This is a genomic window from Cutibacterium nasicola, assembly GCF_051303185.1.
Taxonomy (GTDB): Bacteria; Actinomycetota; Actinomycetes; order Propionibacteriales; family Propionibacteriaceae; genus Cutibacterium.
The window spans coordinates 178,222-193,946 of record NZ_JBPPGE010000005.1 but is presented as its reverse complement, the minus strand read 5'-3'; the positions used below and the strand labels follow the sequence as shown (position 1 = coordinate 193,946).

The window sequence follows — 15,725 nt, the reverse complement described above, 5'->3', positions numbered from 1 at the left end:
TTACGCCACTCACAGCCCGCTACCAGCCTCCCTGGCAACGATGTCGAGCCCGGGATCCTTCGTCGAGTCAATTCGCATGCCATAGAAGGAGCGGTAGACGAAGAAGCAGGCGATGAGGAAGAACACCGCAGCGAGGATGTGGGTGAGCGGACCTGCGCCGATCGACACTGCCAATTCGACGGCTAGCAGTCCGAAGAGGGTCGTGAACTTGATGACCGGGTTGAGGGCCACTGACGAGGTGTCCTTGAACGGGTCGCCGACGGTGTCGCCCACCACGGAGGCGTCGTGCAGCTCGGTGCCCTTGGCATCAAGGTCGACCTCAACGATCTTCTTCGCGTTGTCCCAGGCTCCACCAGCGTTGGCCATGAAGATGGCTTGGTAGAGGCCGAAGACCGCGATCGAGATGAGGTACCCGATGAAGAAGTAAGGATCGACGAAAGCGAACCCGAGAGCCGCGAAGAACACACCCAGGAAAATGTTGAGCATGCCTTTCTGAGCGTATTCGGTGCAGATCTGAACGACCTTCTTGGAATCCTCGGCGGAGGCCTTGGTCGCGTTCTCGTCAAGTTGCATGTTGTTCTTGATGAACTCGACGGCACGGTAGGCGCCGGTCGTGACGGCCTGCATCGAGGCTCCGGAGAACCAGTAGATGATGGCACCGCCAGCGATGAGACCGAGCAGGAACGGGGCGTGGGTGAGGCCGAGCTTGTTGACCTCAGCGGCGTTTGACAGACCTTCGGTGAGCATCATGACGATCGAGAAGATCATGGTGGTTGCACCGACGACAGCAGTGCCGATGAGCACAGGCTTGGCAGTGGCCTTGAAGGTGTTACCGGCACCGTCCTGAGCTTCCAAGATGTGCTTGGCGACGTCCCACCGGGGGGCGAATCCATAATGCTTCTCGATCTCGTCAGAGACGTGTGGGATGTCCTCGATTGTCGACAACTCATAGACGCTTTGGGCGTTGTCGGTGACCGGACCGTAGGAGTCGACAGCGATCGTCACCGCTCCCATACCGAGGAAACCGAAGGCGACGAGGCCGAAGGCGAAGACGGCCCACTTGACCTCACTCATCGCTCCCATGTCGCCCAGGCCGGAACCGGTGCCGGAGACGAGGAAGGAGGCACCCATGAGGGCGACGATGACGATTCCCAGCCAGAATCCGGAGAAGTTACCGGCAACCAGACCAGACAGGATGTCCAGGGAGGCGCCGCCCTCGCGGGCACTGGTGACGACTTCACGGACGTGACGGGAATTCGTCGAGGTGAAGGCCTTGACGAGCTCCGGGATGAGGGCACCGGCCAGGGTGCCGCAGGAGATGATGATGGACAGCTTCCACCACATCGTCCCGTCGCCCATCGAGCCGAGCATCCACCAGGTGGTCAGGACGGTCAACAGGATCGACATCACCGAGGTGATCCAGACCAACGAGCTCAACGGCTTCTCGAAATCCATCTCGGTGACCTTGCCGTAGCGGGCCTTGGTGACAGCGTTGTTGATGAGGTATGAGACGAAGGAGGCAATCAGCATGACGACACGGACCACGAAGATCCACACCAGCAGCTGAACCTGCTCGGTCTGGTCCGGAACAGCTCCCAGCACGAAGGTGATGAGGGCGACGCCGGTGACGCCGTAGGTCTCGAAGCCGTCAGCGGAGGGGCCAACCGAGTCACCCGCGTTGTCACCGGTGCAGTCAGCGATGACGCCCGGGTTACGGGCGTCATCCTCCTTGATGTGGAAGGCGATCTTCATGAGGTCGGCGCCGACGTCAGCAATCTTGGTAAAGATGCCGCCGGCAATACGCAGGCAGGCTGCGCCAAGGGACTCACCAATGGCGAACCCGATGAAACATGGGCCAGCGAGGTCGCCGGGCAGTACCAGCATGATGAACAGCATGAGGGTCAACTCGACGCTGATGAGAACCATTCCGATGCTCATGCCGGAACGCATGGGGATGTCGAAGGTTTCCCATGGAGACCCGCGGAGCGACGCATGGGCGGTACGAGAATTTGCGAAGGTGTTGACGCGGATGCCGTACCAGGCGACGCCGAACGATCCCGCCATACCGACAAGGCTGAATAGCAGGATGATGAGCACCTTGGCGCCCATGTGTTCCAGGAACAGGAAGTACACGACGATCACCACAGCGATGAAGGCCCACAGCAGCATGAGGAACTTGGCCTGCTGTTTGAGGTAGGTCTTGCAGGTTTCGTAGATCAGCTCGGAAACCTCGTGCATCGCCTCGTGAACGGGCAGCTTCTGCAGCTTGGAGTACGTCACCAGACCGAACACCAGGCCGAACAGGCAGATCACCAGTCCGATCCACAGCAGCGTGGTTCCGGAGATGTTTCCGACCTGCTCATTGAGGGGAGGCAGTTTCAGATTGGCCTCACCGCCGCCTCCTCCTCCCCCCCTCGGTTCCCCGCCGCTTGAGCCACATCCGGCCAGGGCGAGGGTGGTGAGAAGTACGGGCAGTGTGCAGCCTAGTAGGCGCTTCATGGGGGAGACCCCCTTGTCAATCGTGTTCACGATCCTGTCTCTTCCCTGAGAATTCTCGTGCACCTGCGTGAGTGCAGGCCTTGCTTCCAACCGTATGACGTGGTGGTCGTATTGTCAGCAGTTGGCGTCGAGATGTGCAGAATGTCACCGTGTCGGGCCGGTATCGCTCATGGGTTCAGCGCGTCTCGGCATGTCCCGGAATGGGTGCTCAGAACCTGTCGTTGAACGTGCAGGTCACGATGCGATGTTGGCAGGTCCGACGGTGGTTGGTCAGCAGCTGGACGGTGCCGTCATCCGGGTCGCAGTTATTCGGAATCTCCATGAAGGCAAGGATCGGGTTTTCGTGCATCCACTTGACCTCGTCGTCGAGGGGGAACTCGCGAGGGGGAGTGCCGTTGCCGTCCTCTTGCAAGTACGTGTAGTTCCTGTAAAGACGTGAGCAATAGCAAGAGAGGCCGGCGAGTGTGGCAGTGGAAGGAATCTGGTGATGTGAGTCTCGTCGGGTTGTGCGCCCGGGTGGGTAAACTTGCGTGTGCGACGTGGGGGAGGCAGTGAGGCTACCCCACGTCGCACACGGTTACGCCAACTGTATACATGACACTGTATACATGACATTGTGAGCGGTGGGAAGGTGATGGACGTGAAAAGAATTCGTTGTTGGCCTTGGCTCTAGGTGGAGTTCTCTGCTGTGGGGCACTTCAGGCAGAGGTATCCCAAGCATTACCGGAGCGGGGAGAATCGCCTCGTGCCATATGTGAGAGTCCTCGGTCTGCGGATGGGGATGCTTCCTGGGATGGTTCATCCTCCAAGGAAGCCAATCACGCTGATGAGGAATTGGCGAGTATTTTTAGTCAGCATCGCGATGTGTGAGGTGGGGTTGAGTTTTGTCGTGACTATTCTGGTTTGAGGGTCTACGTCAAGAATTCTTCGAGTATTTCATTGGCTGATCCGGTTAAACAAAAGCACCCTACTATTCCTATTTATTTCGTTGAGGTTCCGTTCTCGTCGTTAGATCTGGAATCAGCTCAAGATGAGGTTATGCGGAAGGATTTGTCGCCGACCCTGTCTACTGAGCCTGATCCTGAAAGGGGAAGGGTTCTCGTCGAGACGGGCGCGCCGACGGGTGATTTGAAACAGGCGCGTATTCCATCTGATCGAGCGGTAGGCTCACATGCCGTCGTCCCTGTGGTATATATTGGAAACAATATCGAGAGTGGAGATGCGTCCACTCGTGGAAATGACGCATCTCCTTTTATATCTGGGGCAGATATCAGGGCTTAGGGCTTCATGTGTTCGTTGGGGCCCAGGGTTTATTATAATGGCCGCTATGTGATGCTCACTGCAGGGCACTGTCTCGGTGGAACTCACTATACCCCACAGGGGAAAAGTGTGGGCAATAAGTATACCACGTCCTACCCAGGAAATGCCAGTATATATGGTGATTGGAAGATGTTATCGGGGAAATCGTATTCTGCCGACGTCTATGATTCTGGATCATCGTCCTCATCTCGACACCACGGGGCTGGGGCGAACTTCGGTGCTTTGTCGGGTGGCCACCAGTTATGTACTTCTGGGAGGACGACAGGCCAGATTTGCGGGTTTGTAGTTCAGTCAACTTTCGCGAGGGTAAAAATTGGTAACGTATCGACTGGGCATATTACGAAACTCGCGAAAAAAGAAGGTCGGATCAATACGCATGGCTGTAACGGTTTCCGAGGAGGAGATTCTGGGGGTCCGGCATATTACAACAATGGGTCTGGGAAGATGATTTATACTGGAATCGTCACGGGCCACTCGAGGGCTAAGCGCGGAACGCAGTATCGTTGCACTTATTATGTAACCCAACTGAGCGGTGTTCGTGCGTGGAAGGGGTCGGTGAAGTGGTGAGAAGAGTAGCCTTGATGTCAGCCTTGGCGGTTGGGGTCGTCGGCTTATCAGGGTGTGGCGGTCAGCAGGGCGAGACCTCGCCTTCTCCGGAGGTCAAGGTGACCTCGTCGGCAGCGGCTCGCTCTGCATGTCGAGACTCTTCTATGACCTCTCGGGCAGAGAAGCTCACCACCTCGAATGTTGATTCCCTCAAGGGGCACAAGGCGTGGGGCTGTGCAGTTGGTGGAGATGATGACGGCGAGGTTATGCAGTTTGAGACCATCACTCAGGCTGACGTCGACTCAATGAAGAAAGACCCCATTATGGCTGACGTCCCCGTCCCGACGGGATCCAGCTGTGACGTCCCTCACGGTGCCGTGTATCTATTATTCCTTGAGGATGGCCGTATTTTCCAGCATCGGTTGGTCGAGTGTTCGTATCACGACGAGAAGTGATCTGGCCGTTCGCTGTGGTTGTGGCCCGGCTCCGCGTCAACGGAGCTGGGCCCCGTATCGTGTGAGACTCACTCTCGCGCCGTTACTTCAGGGTTTTCAGGATGCTCATGCGCCTCGGGCGGGCCCCGTCGTAGCGCGTATGACCAGTTCCGGGCGCACCAGTCTCTCTCTGAGGAAAACCGCGTCACCGCGCACCAGACCGATGAGAGATTGCACCGCCATCGTCGAGATGAGCCCGACGTCCTGATGCAGACTCGTGAGCGGGGGATCGGTGTACCGCATCAGGGCTGAGTCATCGCTACCGATGACGGAGACGTCACGGGGGACCGACAGGCCCTGTGCGCGGACGGCCCGGATTGCTCCCAAAGCCATGAGGTCGGAGCCACAGATGATGGCGCTGACCCCCTGACCGAGGAGGTCGACAGCCGCATGAGCTCCGCCGTCGACGGAGAACACGGTGTTGCTGACGGCGACCCTGCCATGCCCGCCGAGTCGACGATCCATGGCCGCGCGTACACCTTGTTCCTTGCGCTGTGCCGGGACGTATCTGCGAGGACCCACCGCGAGGCCGATGTGCTCGTGCCCAAGGCTGACGAGATGGGCGATAGCCTGATCCATGGCGGACACGTCGTCGTCACTGATCTGCGGCGTCGCAATGGTGGGCGAATACCCGTTGACAAGCACCAACGGTAACCCGACGTCAACGAGGTGGTGGTAAGTGGACATGTCCGCAGTGGTGTCGGCATGCGACCCTGACATGACGATGATTCCCGAGACCTGACGTGATCGCAGCACCCGGATGTAGTCGTCCTCGCGCATGCCGCCGGGGGCCTGGGTACATACGGCGGTGGCGTACCCCTTCCGCGAAAGCAGGGTCTCAATAGCTTGGGCGTAGCTTGCGAAGGCGGGATTGGTGAGCTCGGGAACGATGAGTCCGACGAGCCCCGTCGTGACGGGCTTGAGGTGGGTGGGGCGCTGATACCCCAGGACGTCGAGGGCGGTGAGCACACACTGCCGGGTGGAGTCTGAGACCCCGGGCTTGTCATTGAGGACCCGGGAGACGGTGGCCTGGCTGACACCTGCCTGGTCGGCGATCTCGGCAAGGGTTGGTCCGCTCATCTCTTCTCCTCCCGGCAGTGTGTCACGTCACTTCACCGCCCCACCGGTCAGCCCGGAGACGATGTACTTCTGCAGCCAGAGGAACAGCACCATTGGGGGAAGGGCGGCGAGCACGGCGCCGGCCGCGAAGACTCCCCAGTTGGAGCTGGTCTCAGTGGAGACGTACTGGTACAAACCGATGGCCAGGGTCGAGGTATGTGGGTCGGCACCAAGAATGACCGAGGCCACCACGTATTCGGTGAAGGAGCCGATGAAGCTCAGCAGACCGACGACCGCCAGAATCGGGGCCACCAGCGGCAGGATGAGGGTGAAGAAGATGCGGGCATGGCCTGCACCGTCCATCCGGGCAGCCTCGTCGAGGGACTGCGGCACGGTGTTGAAGAAGCCGTACATGAGGTAGGTGTTCGCTCCCAGGGCTCCGCCCAGGTACACCATGATGAGCGCCAGCCGGGACCCGATGCCCAGCACCGGGTAGACGTCACCGAGCCATGTCAGTAGCAGGAAGATGGCCACCACCGTCAGAAGCTGGGGGAACATCTGCACCAGCATGAGAGCCAACAGACCACCGCGACGCGCCTTGAAGCGCATCCGGGAGAAGCTGTAGGCAGCCAGAGCTCCCAGGAAGACGGTGAAGATCGCGGTGACCGCGGCGATAATGACGGTGTTGAGGTACCACCGACCGTACGGACGCACAGGGTCGCTCATGAGTTTGGAATAGTTCGAGAAGTCGATCTTCGAGAACAGCTGGTTGGAGCCGGTCAGGGTGCCGCCTGGCGACAGGGACGCCGAGAGCACGTAGACCAGTGGGAAGGCCGCGAAGACAACAGCGATGATGCCGAGCAGATGACGCCACCACTGCGACTTGAGTCGCTTGGAGAACGGCGTGCGGCAGTTGGCGTCCTTGATGGCAGAGGACACTGTTGCGGTGCTCATCAGTTGACCTCCTCAAGGTCCTTGGTCTGGCGGAATCCGAGCCAGGAGATCACGCCGACGATGATGAAGATGATGACGGAGAAGGCGCTGGCCAGGCCGTAGTCACGACTGGCACCGGAGAAGGCGACCTTGTACACCATCGAGATGAGGATGTCGGTGGCGCCGACATCGAGGCTGGTGTCGGTGAATCGGGGGCCACCGAGGGTCAGCATGTAGATGAGGACGAAGTTGTTGAAGTTGAAGGCGAAGGAACTGATGAGCAGCGGTGCCAGCGGCACCATGAGCAGTGGCAGCTTGATCTTCGTGAAGGTGCGCCAGGCGCTCGCGCCGTCGATCCGAGAGGCTTCCAGGATGTCTCCCGGGATGGACTGCAGAGCGCCCGTCGAGACGATGAACATGTAGGGGAAACCCAGCCACAGGTTGACGATGAGGACCGCTGCCTTGGCGATCCAGGGATCTGTCAACCAGGGAATGGATGCTCCACCCAGCAACACCTGGTTGATGAAGCCGAACTCCTGGTTGAACATCCCCGACCACACCAGGGCTGACAGGAACCCTGGGAAGGCATAGGGCAGGAGCATGAGGATGCGGTAGAACTTCTGTCCCTTCATGGAGGTGTCGTTGAACAACAGGGCCAGGGCCAGACCGAGGGCGAAGGTCGTCAACACCGATAGCACGGCAAAGGCGAAGGTCCACGCGGTCACCCTCAGGAACGGTCCGCGGACATCATGGTCGGTGAGAGCCTTCTTGAAGTTCTCGAACCCGACGGTGACCTTCCAACCGGGCTCCAATGCCTTGCCGGAGGCTGAGACGAAGTTGCCGTGACCGTTGTCCTTGTAGACGGTGCCGTTCGTGTCAGTCATCGTCGCGGTCTTCTCGTCGTAGGTCATCGTCGAGGTGAATTCGAAGGCCTGTGAGCCAGTCGTGGTGCGGATGAATCCGGCTGATGCGCCCTTGGAGACGGGAACCTGCAACTGAGAGATCTCATCGCTGCGTTGGGACACCTCAGAGAACGGGAGAACGCGGTAGCCCGGAAGATCTTTGATCCTTCCCAGAGAGTTGAGCTGTGCCCCATCGACGGGTTCCAGGGGCTGATCGGACGTGCCAGCTCGTACCTTCTTGGTACTGGGATCGATGATGATCAGGGCCAGCTTGCCATCCTTCTCGGCGACGCTCGAGTCATAGACCGGAGCGTTGGGGACACGTTGCTGGTTGTCTCGTTGGATGGCTGCGACGGCGTCGTCATGACTGCCGTTGTGCCCATCGCCGTAATTTGTGAAGCCCACGTAGATCGTGTAGGCCATCACGCCCACCGAGAAGACGAGCATGAAGACGATGCCGGGAGCCAGGTACTTGGCCGGCAGCATCCGGTTGGGTGGCAGGTAGATGAGGGTGATGATGACGGCGATGACGCCGATGCCGATGGCCATTGCAGTGGATCCATGGGCGATGGCAGTCATGACGCCGTAGACGGCGATCGCGTCGAGGACGCCGAGAAGTGCGATCTTGAGGATCCAGGCCCACAGTGACCCGGAGTACTTGCCGCTGGCTGCGGCGACACGCTTTTCCCGTGACTCGTGGTCGACGGTTGATGATGACGACATGATGTGGGGTTCTCCGGTTCAGCGGGGCATGTGAGGAAACGCCGGCACTGGCGTTGCGGGAGGTGGGGGCGCGCGACGTCGTGCGCCCCCACCTGGAGGCTGAGATCAGCCCTTCTTGATCTTGTCGTTGATGGACGTCACGGCCTTGTCCCAGGTGGCCTTGGGGTTGGAGACCTTGCCGCTGATGATCTGAGCCTCGGCGACGCCCCAGTCAGCCCACACCGATCCCATGGCGGGGATGTTCGGCATCGGGACGGCCTTCTGGCCGACGGCGCCGAATGCAGCGACGTCCTTGTCCGCCTTGGCCTTCTCGAAGGCCTGCTTGTTGGCCGGTGGACGATTGCCGACCTTGAACAGCTCGGCCTGAACGTCCGGGTTGCCGACGTACTCGACGAGGAACTTCTGGGTGGCGACGGCGTTCTTGGTCTTGGCGCTCATCCAGAATCCCTGGACGCCGACGAACGGGGTGGCGGGCTGGCCACCGGCAGAAGGGATTTCGCTGATCTCGTAGCTGATGCCAGCCTTCTTGAAGCCGTCGAGGTTCCACGGTCCGGTGAGGATGAAGGCAGCCTCGCCCTTGCCGAACAGATCCTTGGAGATGTCCTGGGAGATGTTGAGGTTGAGGTTCTTGGCCTTCCCCTGCTCGGCCAGCCATGCGGCGAACTTCTCGCCATTGGAACCGCCCATGGCGACCTTGGCGGCGTCGAAGCCATTGTCCTTGAACTCGAAAACCGGGGCGCCGAAGGAGGCCTGGAATGGGTACAGGTGGTACGGATCGGACTCCTTGGGGTCAAGCCCCACGAGGAAGGGGTACTTCGCGCCGGACCTCCTGCCCATCTCGATCATCTCGTCGAAGGTCTTCGGGGCGTCGGTGACGAGCTTGGTGTTGCGAACCAGAGCAATGTTCTCGGTGGCATAAGGAACGCCGTAGATCTTGCCGTTGACGGTGAAGGCCTGGATGGCGACGCCCTGGTAGGCGGAGGTGTCGTCGAGCTCCAGTGGGGCGACGACACCGTTCTCGACCATGCGACCGGTGCCGTCGTGGGCAGCGATGGCGGCGTCAGGGCCCTTACCGGTCGGGACCTGGGTGATGAAGTCGTCGGGGATCTTGGCGAAGTCCTTGACGGCCAGCTTGACGGTGACCCCGGTGTCGGACTTGAACTGCTCGGCGACCTTCCGAAGGACGGGTTCACGGTTGGAGTCAGTCCACACCAGGATTGAGCCGGCAGCTCCGGCGGCCGAGGACGCAGCACCGGATGCTGACGAGGTGGATGACGAGGGGGAGTCATTGCCGCCGCATGCGGACAGGACGCCGACGGCAGCAACACCGAGACCTCCAAAAAGCATTGAGCGACGCGTGATGTCAGGCATGTGGGTACACCTTTCGAGGCAGCTCGACGCTCATCGTCGAGCACGTAGTTGTGCATCAGGCCGACGTATCGTTGTCGGTCGTTTGCAGCGTGGTGTCAGTGTTGCAAAGTGTTACACGGTTGTCTAGTCCAAGCGAGGTGAGATTTATCACTATCTAGCAGCTACGAGTCCCGGGCGGCGTTCTAATGGGTTCTGACGACGAGGACCGCGCCTGATGAAAGTGTTGCGGTCTTGGTCTGCATCGTGGCGCTTCGTCGCCACGATGGGCTCCAGTCGGGGCTTCGTCATCCACTGCCACTACGTCACCAAGCAGAACACATCCGGCCCCGAGGCAATATGCGGGTTCGGCGACCCGTGCGGGTCTTGTCGTGGGTTTGTGGTGATGCTTATGTTTGTGGTGGATGGCATCTACTTGGGTCTCGGTGTGAGTTCACACCACATCGTTCGGTCATCGGTGACTGGATATCAGCGACTGATGGGAGAAGTATCGTGAAACTGCGAAAAACCATGGGAGTGTGTCTGGCATCTGCTCTCGTTGTGGGCGCGATAGCCGGGACAGGGCCGAGTGCATCAGCTGAACCTCCTCTCAAGGAATCGAAGCCTGCCTGCGAAAGCGCCCAGACTGAACCGGGATCCTATGAGTTTATCGGCTCTCCTGGCCGTGACGCATTGGCGGCCAGTGAAGAACTGTCGAACTATTTCTCTGAGCATCGTGACAGTTGGGCTGGGGTGCATTTCTGTCGCGATTACAGCGGTCTTGCAGTCTACATCGCCTATCAGGATGATGCGTCCAAGAGGGTTATCGGAGATGTATCGGCTCATTATCCCAAGGTGGGAATCCATGTCTATAAATCCCGGTTCTCGTCCCTTGAATTTGAGGCCGCGGAGCAGGCTGCGCTTGATCGCGATCCATCTCCGGTCATGTCGGCCAACTCGGATCCTGAAAACGGTCGGGTGGTCGTTGAGTCGTCGGGGGTGACGTCGAGTCGATCGGCTAAGCAAGCCTCGGTACGGATCATGTCCTCGGATCCTCGCATGGCTCGGAGGGTCAATGGTCCGGTCGAAGTTCCTATTGTCTATATTCGTACTGGCATCGAAGGGAAGAATGCTGCGACACGTGGGAATGATGCGCCGCCATTTTCTGCTGGTGCCGATATTCAGGCAGAAGGACTGATGTGTTCACTTGGCCCCCGTGTTCGTCTAGGGGGTAAGTATATGATGCTCACGGCAGGTCATTGTCCTGGTGGTACTCACTACACCCCGGCGAAAAGGCCGGTTGGAAATCAATACACTACCGCATATCCGGGGAATGCGAAAGTCTATGGTGACTGGAAGTTGATTGCGGGAAAATCGTACTCGCCAAACGTGTATAACGCAGGGAATTCCTCGTCATCACGCCATCCTGGCGCTGGGCTCTATTTTGGTGGTCTCTCTATTGGCCGTCAGCTGTGCAGCTCAGGTAGAACTTCGGGGCAGATCTGCGGATATATCGTGCAGGATAATTTTGGTAGCATCAAGCTTGATGGTGTTACGGCTGGTCATCAAATAAAGCTTGCCAAGCAAGAGGGTAGATGGAATTCCCATGGTTGTAATGGTACTAGAGGGGGAGATTCAGGCGGCCCAGTGTATTATAATAATGGATCCGGAAAGATGGTCTATGCCGGCCTGGTTAGAGGTTACTCGTGGTGGAAGCCGGGGACACAAAAACGATGCACCTACTACGCCACGCAATTGAGTGGAGTTCGCGCATGGAAAAGCTCAGTCGGATGGTAAAGAGAAGCTCGGCATGGTGGGGTGCTATCGTCGTGATCGTAGGGATGGCTACGGCGTGCACCTCGACCCCGAAGCCCGACGACCCGGCCTCATCACCGGTCGCGACGACATCATCAGCGGCACTGGCTATGTGCCGAGACCGGGGTCAGCTTGACCGCGCTCAAGAGCTGACTACATCCAATCTTGCCCACATCAAGGGACACAAGGCCTGGGTGTGCTGGGTAAAACCGTCAGGTCAAGCGGAGGGGGTCGTGCCTCAAGGCCCTTACAGTGACGCCGATATGCGTGAGATCCGCAAGTCCGGAATCCTGGGCGACACACCCGTTCCCACTGACGCGGACTGCCATGTCGCGCCAGGCAAGGTGTACATACTGACTGACGATGGACAGGTGTGGTGGCATCGGATCGTGGAGTGCGGGGAGAACTTGAGCTGACGACCGAGAGCCACCTGACAGTCGCGGGTCGCGATGTCGTCGGCGGGCACCAGCAGGCCAGTGATGACAGCTACACGAGGGATCGCGTGAGGTCGTCCATCCTGCACAACGGCCCGTCGACGGCACGGGCCTTCAACTGCTGTCTGGCATGGTCACGGTTCCAGCTGGTCACCTCCACGACCTGATCCAAGATCCGGCCCTTGTCCTTCTCCGAAGCGGCCTGGTAGGCCCGGGCATACTTCTTGGTGCTCACACCCCATCGTGGCCGACACTCACTTCGCGGGGAAAAATGTGTGGGGTACGGACCCTTGCTACGCGGGGACTTTATGTGAGTGTCGTCGCAGGCTTGACGGAGTGGGTGTTCTGGTGTTGCGGCATTTAATTTCGGGAAAAGGGTAACGACGCCCTTTGGTCATCGATGACACCTGTGTCTGCTAGTGCTGTTACCTCGTTCAACGGTGAGAATGGTGATGGTTATGAACGAGAATTCATGATTGGCTTTGGTTCTTGTGGGGATTCTCTGCTGTGGTGTACTTCAGGCAGGGGTGTCCCAAGCGTCACCGGAAGAGGGGGGCCGGTCCGTGCGATCTGTGAGAGTCCTCGGTCTGCTGATGGGGATTATTCCTTTGATGGCTCTCGTTTCAGGGAAGTCAATGACGCCAGTGATGAATTGGCGAGCGTTTTCGATCGGTATCGTGACGTATGGGGTGGGGGCGAGTTTTGTCGTGATTATTCTGGCTTGAGGGTTTACGTCAAGGACCCTTCGAGCGTGGAAGAAGTCGGTGACGTGGTGAGAAAGCTGGCTGTGATGCCAGTTCTGATGGTTGGTCTCGTCGGCCTGTCGGGATGTGGCGACTCTCGGGGTGAGGTCTCTCCTTCTCCGAGCATCAAGGTGACCTCGTCTGCAGATGTCCGCTCCGCATGTCAGGACACCAGAGTGATGTCTCGGGCGGAGAAACTCACCACGTCGAATGTGGATTCCCTCAAAGGACACAAGGCATGGGGCTGTGTGATTGGTGGGGAGGATGACGGCGAGGTTCTGCAGTTTGAGTCCTTCACCCAGTCTGACGTCGACTCGATGAGAAAAGCCCCGATCATGGCTGATGTCCCGCTTTCCAAGGGATCCAACTGTGAGGTCACCAACGAGGTGACGGTCCTCTTCCTCGGCGATGGCCGTGTCTTCCAGCATCGAGTGGTCGAGTGCACCTATGCCGACGAGAAGTGATCCTCTTGGTGTTGCGCAGGTGGTCTGACTTCGCATCAGTGAACACGAGCCACACATGGTCCAGGCCTGACCCGGCCTTCTGTTGCTCAGGGTGCCCGCCGGCGGGTCGGCATCGACATAGGGTTGCCTAATTTGCATTGGAGTCGGTTTAAGTAACAATGGGGTTGTGAAAAATTCGACCGACACCGATGTGCCCGTTGCAGGTCGCGACGTCGTCGGCGAGCACGAGCAGAGGAGTGCGGACAGCTCCACGAGAGATCGTGTGATGTCGTCCATCCTTCACAATGGCCCGTCAACGGCCAGTGAGCTGGCCGATCGTCTCGGTCTGACAGCAGCGGCGGTACGTCGTCATCTCAGTTCCCTCGTCCAGGAGGGTCTCGTCGACTCCCGTGAGAAGAAGGTCTTCGGGGCGCGCGGTCGAGGTCGTCCTTCCCGTGTCTTCTTCCTGACTGATCAAGGCAGGGCCGATTACTACACTGCCTATGACGACCTGGCGATCTCGGCCCTTCGCCAACTTGCTGATGCTGCAGGGCCATCGGCCCTCGACGCGGTGGCCAAGGCACGGGTTGACGACATCGAGTCGCGGTACCGCTGCCTTCGGGAGGAACGTCCCGATGAGGTCCCGGCCCAGTTGCTGGCCGAGGCCCTGTCCGAGGACGGGTACGTGGCGACCATCCGGCCGGCGGGTGCTGGACAGCAAATCTGCCAGCACAACTGCCCGGTGGCTGAGGTGGCCAAGGTTTTCCCGCAGTTGTGCGAGGTCGAGACCCAGTTGTTCTCCGAACTCCTCGGGTCACACGTCCAGCGGTTGGCAACGATTGCCCACGGCGACGGGGTGTGCACCACTCATGTTCCCGTCGACGTCGAGATCACCCGTCGGACCTTCTCCGAGCCGTCCAAGCGTCCATCCATCCGAAAGGATCCTTCATGACCCAGGTTGACACCCCCGCGAGCCTCCCGGGCACCGGCGCCAGCCAGGACGAACACCTGGCTGCGCTCAGCGGCTACAAATACGGCTGGCACGATTCCGATGCCTACGCAGCGGCCTCCCAGCGCGGACTGTCCGAAGAGGTGGTGCGTGGCATCTCGGCCATGAAGCACGAACCGCAGTGGATGCTGGACATGCGCCTCAAGGCTCTCAAGCTCTTCGAGCGCAAGCCGATGCCGACATGGGGTGTCGACATCAGCACGATCGACTTCGACCAGATCAAGTACTTCGTGCGCGCCCAGGAGCGTCAGGCCCAGTCCTGGGAGGACCTGCCAACCGACATCAAGAACACCTATGACCGTCTGGGCATTCCGGAGGCCGAGAAGGATCGTCTGGTCGCCGGTGTGGCCGCCCAGTACGAGTCCGAGGTCGTCTACCACAAGATCAACGAGGAGCTCGGCAAGCAGGGAGTCATCTTCCTCGACACCGACACCGCCCTCAAGGAAGAGCCCGAGCTCTTCCGCGAACACTTCGCCAGCGCAGTCCCGCTCGGTGACAACAAGTTCTCCGCGCTGAACTCCGCCGTGTGGTCCGGTGGCTCCTTCATCTACGTTCCCAAGGGTGTCCACTGCACCATCCCGCTGCAGGCATACTTCCGCATGAACACCGAGAACCTCGGTCAGTTCGAGCGGACCCTGATCGTCGTCGACGAGGGTGCCTACGTGCACTACGTCGAGGGTTGCACCGCTCCGATCTACAAATCGGACTCGTTGCACGCGGCCGTCGTCGAGATCATCGTCAAGAAGAACGCCCGTTGTCGCTACACGACCATTCAGAACTGGTCGAACAACGTGTACAACCTCGTCACCCAACGTGCTTACGTCGAGGAGGGCGGCACGATGGAGTGGATCGACGGCAACATCGGCTCCAAGGCCAACATGAAGTACCCGGCCTGCTACCTCATGGGTCCGTACGCCAAGGGCGAGGCTCTTTCGGTTGCCTTCGCCGCTGAAGGTCAGCACCAGGACACCGGCGCCAAGATGGTCCACAACGCCCCGTACACCTCCTCGACGATCGTCTCCAAGTCGATCTCCCAGGGTGGCGGACGCTCCGCCTACCGCGGCCTCGTCGCCGTCGGCAAGGACGCTCACCACTCCTCCTCGGCAGTGCGCTGTGACGCCCTGCTGGTGGACGACATCTCGCGTTCGGACACCTACCCCTACAACGACATCCGTACTGACGAGGTGTCCATGGCCCACGAGGCCACCGTCTCCAAGGTCAGCGAGGATCAACTGTTCTACCTCATGCAGCGCGGTCTGACCGAGGAGGAGGCCATGGCCATGATCGTGCGCGGATTCATCGAGCCGATCGCCAAGGAGCTCCCGATGGAGTACGCCCTGGAGCTCAACCGGCTCATCGAGCTGCAGATGGAGGGTGCGGTCGGCTGATCCGACCCTGCCCCGACGAACCCGACCCCATCCTGGAAAGAGAGACACCGCGTTGAGCGCACCAGCCGCC

13 protein-coding genes and 1 pseudogene are annotated in these 15,725 nt (G+C 59.6%); 7 read left to right on the top strand and 7 right to left on the bottom strand.

Annotated features, from left to right (window positions below; all coding sequences use genetic code 11):
- Nucleotides 1–9 precede the first annotated feature (9 nt).
- Nucleotides 10–2,499, bottom strand: coding sequence for a sodium-translocating pyrophosphatase (locus ACSJJT_RS09865; RefSeq protein ID WP_435918165.1), 2,490 nt, complete (start codon nucleotides 2,497–2,499; stop codon nucleotides 10–12).
- A gap of 208 nt (nucleotides 2,500–2,707) precedes the next feature.
- Complete coding sequence (locus ACSJJT_RS09860; protein ID WP_036975362.1) at nucleotides 2,708–2,911, bottom strand: hypothetical protein; 204 nt, start codon at nucleotides 2,909–2,911, stop codon at nucleotides 2,708–2,710.
- 1,489 nt (nucleotides 2,912–4,400) lie between these two features.
- Between ACSJJT_RS09860 and ACSJJT_RS09855 the strand changes: the two genes are divergently transcribed.
- Nucleotides 4,401–4,820: a hypothetical protein gene (locus ACSJJT_RS09855; RefSeq protein ID WP_435918122.1), complete on the top strand. Its 420-nt coding sequence runs from the start codon at nucleotides 4,401–4,403 to the stop codon at nucleotides 4,818–4,820.
- A gap of 105 nt (nucleotides 4,821–4,925) precedes the next feature.
- On the opposite strand, the gene ACSJJT_RS09850 is transcribed toward ACSJJT_RS09855, so the two are convergent.
- The 4 genes from ACSJJT_RS09850 to ACSJJT_RS09835 form a co-directional block, all read right to left on the bottom strand.
- A complete protein-coding gene (locus tag ACSJJT_RS09850; protein WP_435918121.1) occupies nucleotides 4,926–5,939 on the bottom strand; it encodes a LacI family DNA-binding transcriptional regulator in 1,014 nt (337 codons plus the stop codon).
- Between the two features lie 27 nt (nucleotides 5,940–5,966).
- Nucleotides 5,967–6,872, bottom strand: coding sequence for a sugar ABC transporter permease (locus tag ACSJJT_RS09845; RefSeq protein ID WP_016665788.1), 906 nt, complete (start codon nucleotides 6,870–6,872; stop codon nucleotides 5,967–5,969).
- A complete protein-coding gene (locus tag ACSJJT_RS09840; protein WP_435918120.1) occupies nucleotides 6,872–8,476 on the bottom strand; it encodes an ABC transporter permease subunit in 1,605 nt (534 codons plus the stop codon). Before ACSJJT_RS09840 ends, ACSJJT_RS09845 begins: the two co-directional genes overlap by 1 nt.
- Before the next feature lie 105 nt (nucleotides 8,477–8,581).
- Complete coding sequence (locus ACSJJT_RS09835) at nucleotides 8,582–9,688, bottom strand: sugar ABC transporter substrate-binding protein (RefSeq protein WP_065673448.1); 1,107 nt, start codon at nucleotides 9,686–9,688, stop codon at nucleotides 8,582–8,584.
- Between ACSJJT_RS09835 and ACSJJT_RS09830 the strand changes: the two genes are divergently transcribed.
- The 3 genes and pseudogenes from ACSJJT_RS09830 to ACSJJT_RS09820 form a co-directional block, all read left to right on the top strand.
- A complete protein-coding gene (locus ACSJJT_RS09830) occupies nucleotides 9,672–9,974 on the top strand; it encodes a hypothetical protein (RefSeq protein WP_417033807.1) in 303 nt (100 codons plus the stop codon). The two genes, ACSJJT_RS09835 and ACSJJT_RS09830, sit on opposite strands and share 17 nt — an antisense overlap.
- Nucleotides 9,975–10,336: 362 nt before the next feature.
- Nucleotides 10,337–11,620: a chymotrypsin family serine protease gene (locus ACSJJT_RS09825; protein WP_435918119.1), complete on the top strand. Its 1,284-nt coding sequence runs from the start codon at nucleotides 10,337–10,339 to the stop codon at nucleotides 11,618–11,620.
- Between the two features lie 430 nt (nucleotides 11,621–12,050).
- Nucleotides 12,051–12,179, top strand: a pseudogene (locus ACSJJT_RS09820) (transcriptional regulator); the annotation flags it as partial.
- Here the strand turns inward: ACSJJT_RS09820 and ACSJJT_RS09815 are convergent.
- A complete protein-coding gene (locus ACSJJT_RS09815; protein ID WP_334353375.1) occupies nucleotides 12,125–12,307 on the bottom strand; it encodes a hypothetical protein in 183 nt (60 codons plus the stop codon). The pseudogene ACSJJT_RS09820 and the gene ACSJJT_RS09815 overlap by 55 nt on opposite strands.
- A 555-nt stretch (nucleotides 12,308–12,862) precedes the next feature.
- Between ACSJJT_RS09815 and ACSJJT_RS09810 the strand changes: the two genes are divergently transcribed.
- The 3 genes from ACSJJT_RS09810 to sufB all read left to right on the top strand — a co-directional run bounded on the left by ACSJJT_RS09810 (nucleotide 12,863) and on the right by sufB (nucleotide 15,655).
- Nucleotides 12,863–13,279 carry a hypothetical protein gene (locus tag ACSJJT_RS09810; RefSeq protein ID WP_435918118.1) on the top strand — a complete coding sequence of 139 codons (417 nt, stop codon included), beginning with the start codon at nucleotides 12,863–12,865 and terminating at the stop codon, nucleotides 13,277–13,279.
- 166 nt (nucleotides 13,280–13,445) lie between these two features.
- The gene (locus tag ACSJJT_RS09805) at nucleotides 13,446–14,210 is read left to right on the top strand and encodes a helix-turn-helix transcriptional regulator (protein ID WP_435918117.1); all 765 of its coding nucleotides are present in this window, start codon (nucleotides 13,446–13,448) and stop codon (nucleotides 14,208–14,210) included.
- Entirely contained in the window at nucleotides 14,207–15,655 is a 1,449-nt protein-coding gene (sufB, locus tag ACSJJT_RS09800) for a Fe-S cluster assembly protein SufB (RefSeq protein WP_435918116.1), read from the top strand. The genes ACSJJT_RS09805 and sufB overlap by 4 nt, the downstream gene beginning before the upstream one ends.
- Nucleotides 15,656–15,725: the final 70 nt, after the last annotated feature.

Coding starts and splice junctions, on each gene's coding strand:
- ACSJJT_RS09865 (WP_435918165.1), bottom strand. CDS start 2,499: ATGAAGCGCCTACTAGGCTGCACACTGCCCGTACTTCTCACCACCCTC.
- ACSJJT_RS09855 (WP_435918122.1), top strand. CDS start 4,401: ATGTCAGCCTTGGCGGTTGGGGTCGTCGGCTTATCAGGGTGTGGCGGT.
- ACSJJT_RS09850 (WP_435918121.1), bottom strand. CDS start 5,939: ATGAGCGGACCAACCCTTGCCGAGATCGCCGACCAGGCAGGTGTCAGC.
- ACSJJT_RS09845 (WP_016665788.1), bottom strand. CDS start 6,872: ATGAGCACCGCAACAGTGTCCTCTGCCATCAAGGACGCCAACTGCCGC.
- ACSJJT_RS09840 (WP_435918120.1), bottom strand. CDS start 8,476: ATGTCGTCATCATCAACCGTCGACCACGAGTCACGGGAAAAGCGTGTC.
- ACSJJT_RS09810 (WP_435918118.1), top strand. CDS start 12,863: ATGCCAGTTCTGATGGTTGGTCTCGTCGGCCTGTCGGGATGTGGCGAC.
- sufB (WP_435918116.1), top strand. CDS start 14,207: ATGACCCAGGTTGACACCCCCGCGAGCCTCCCGGGCACCGGCGCCAGC.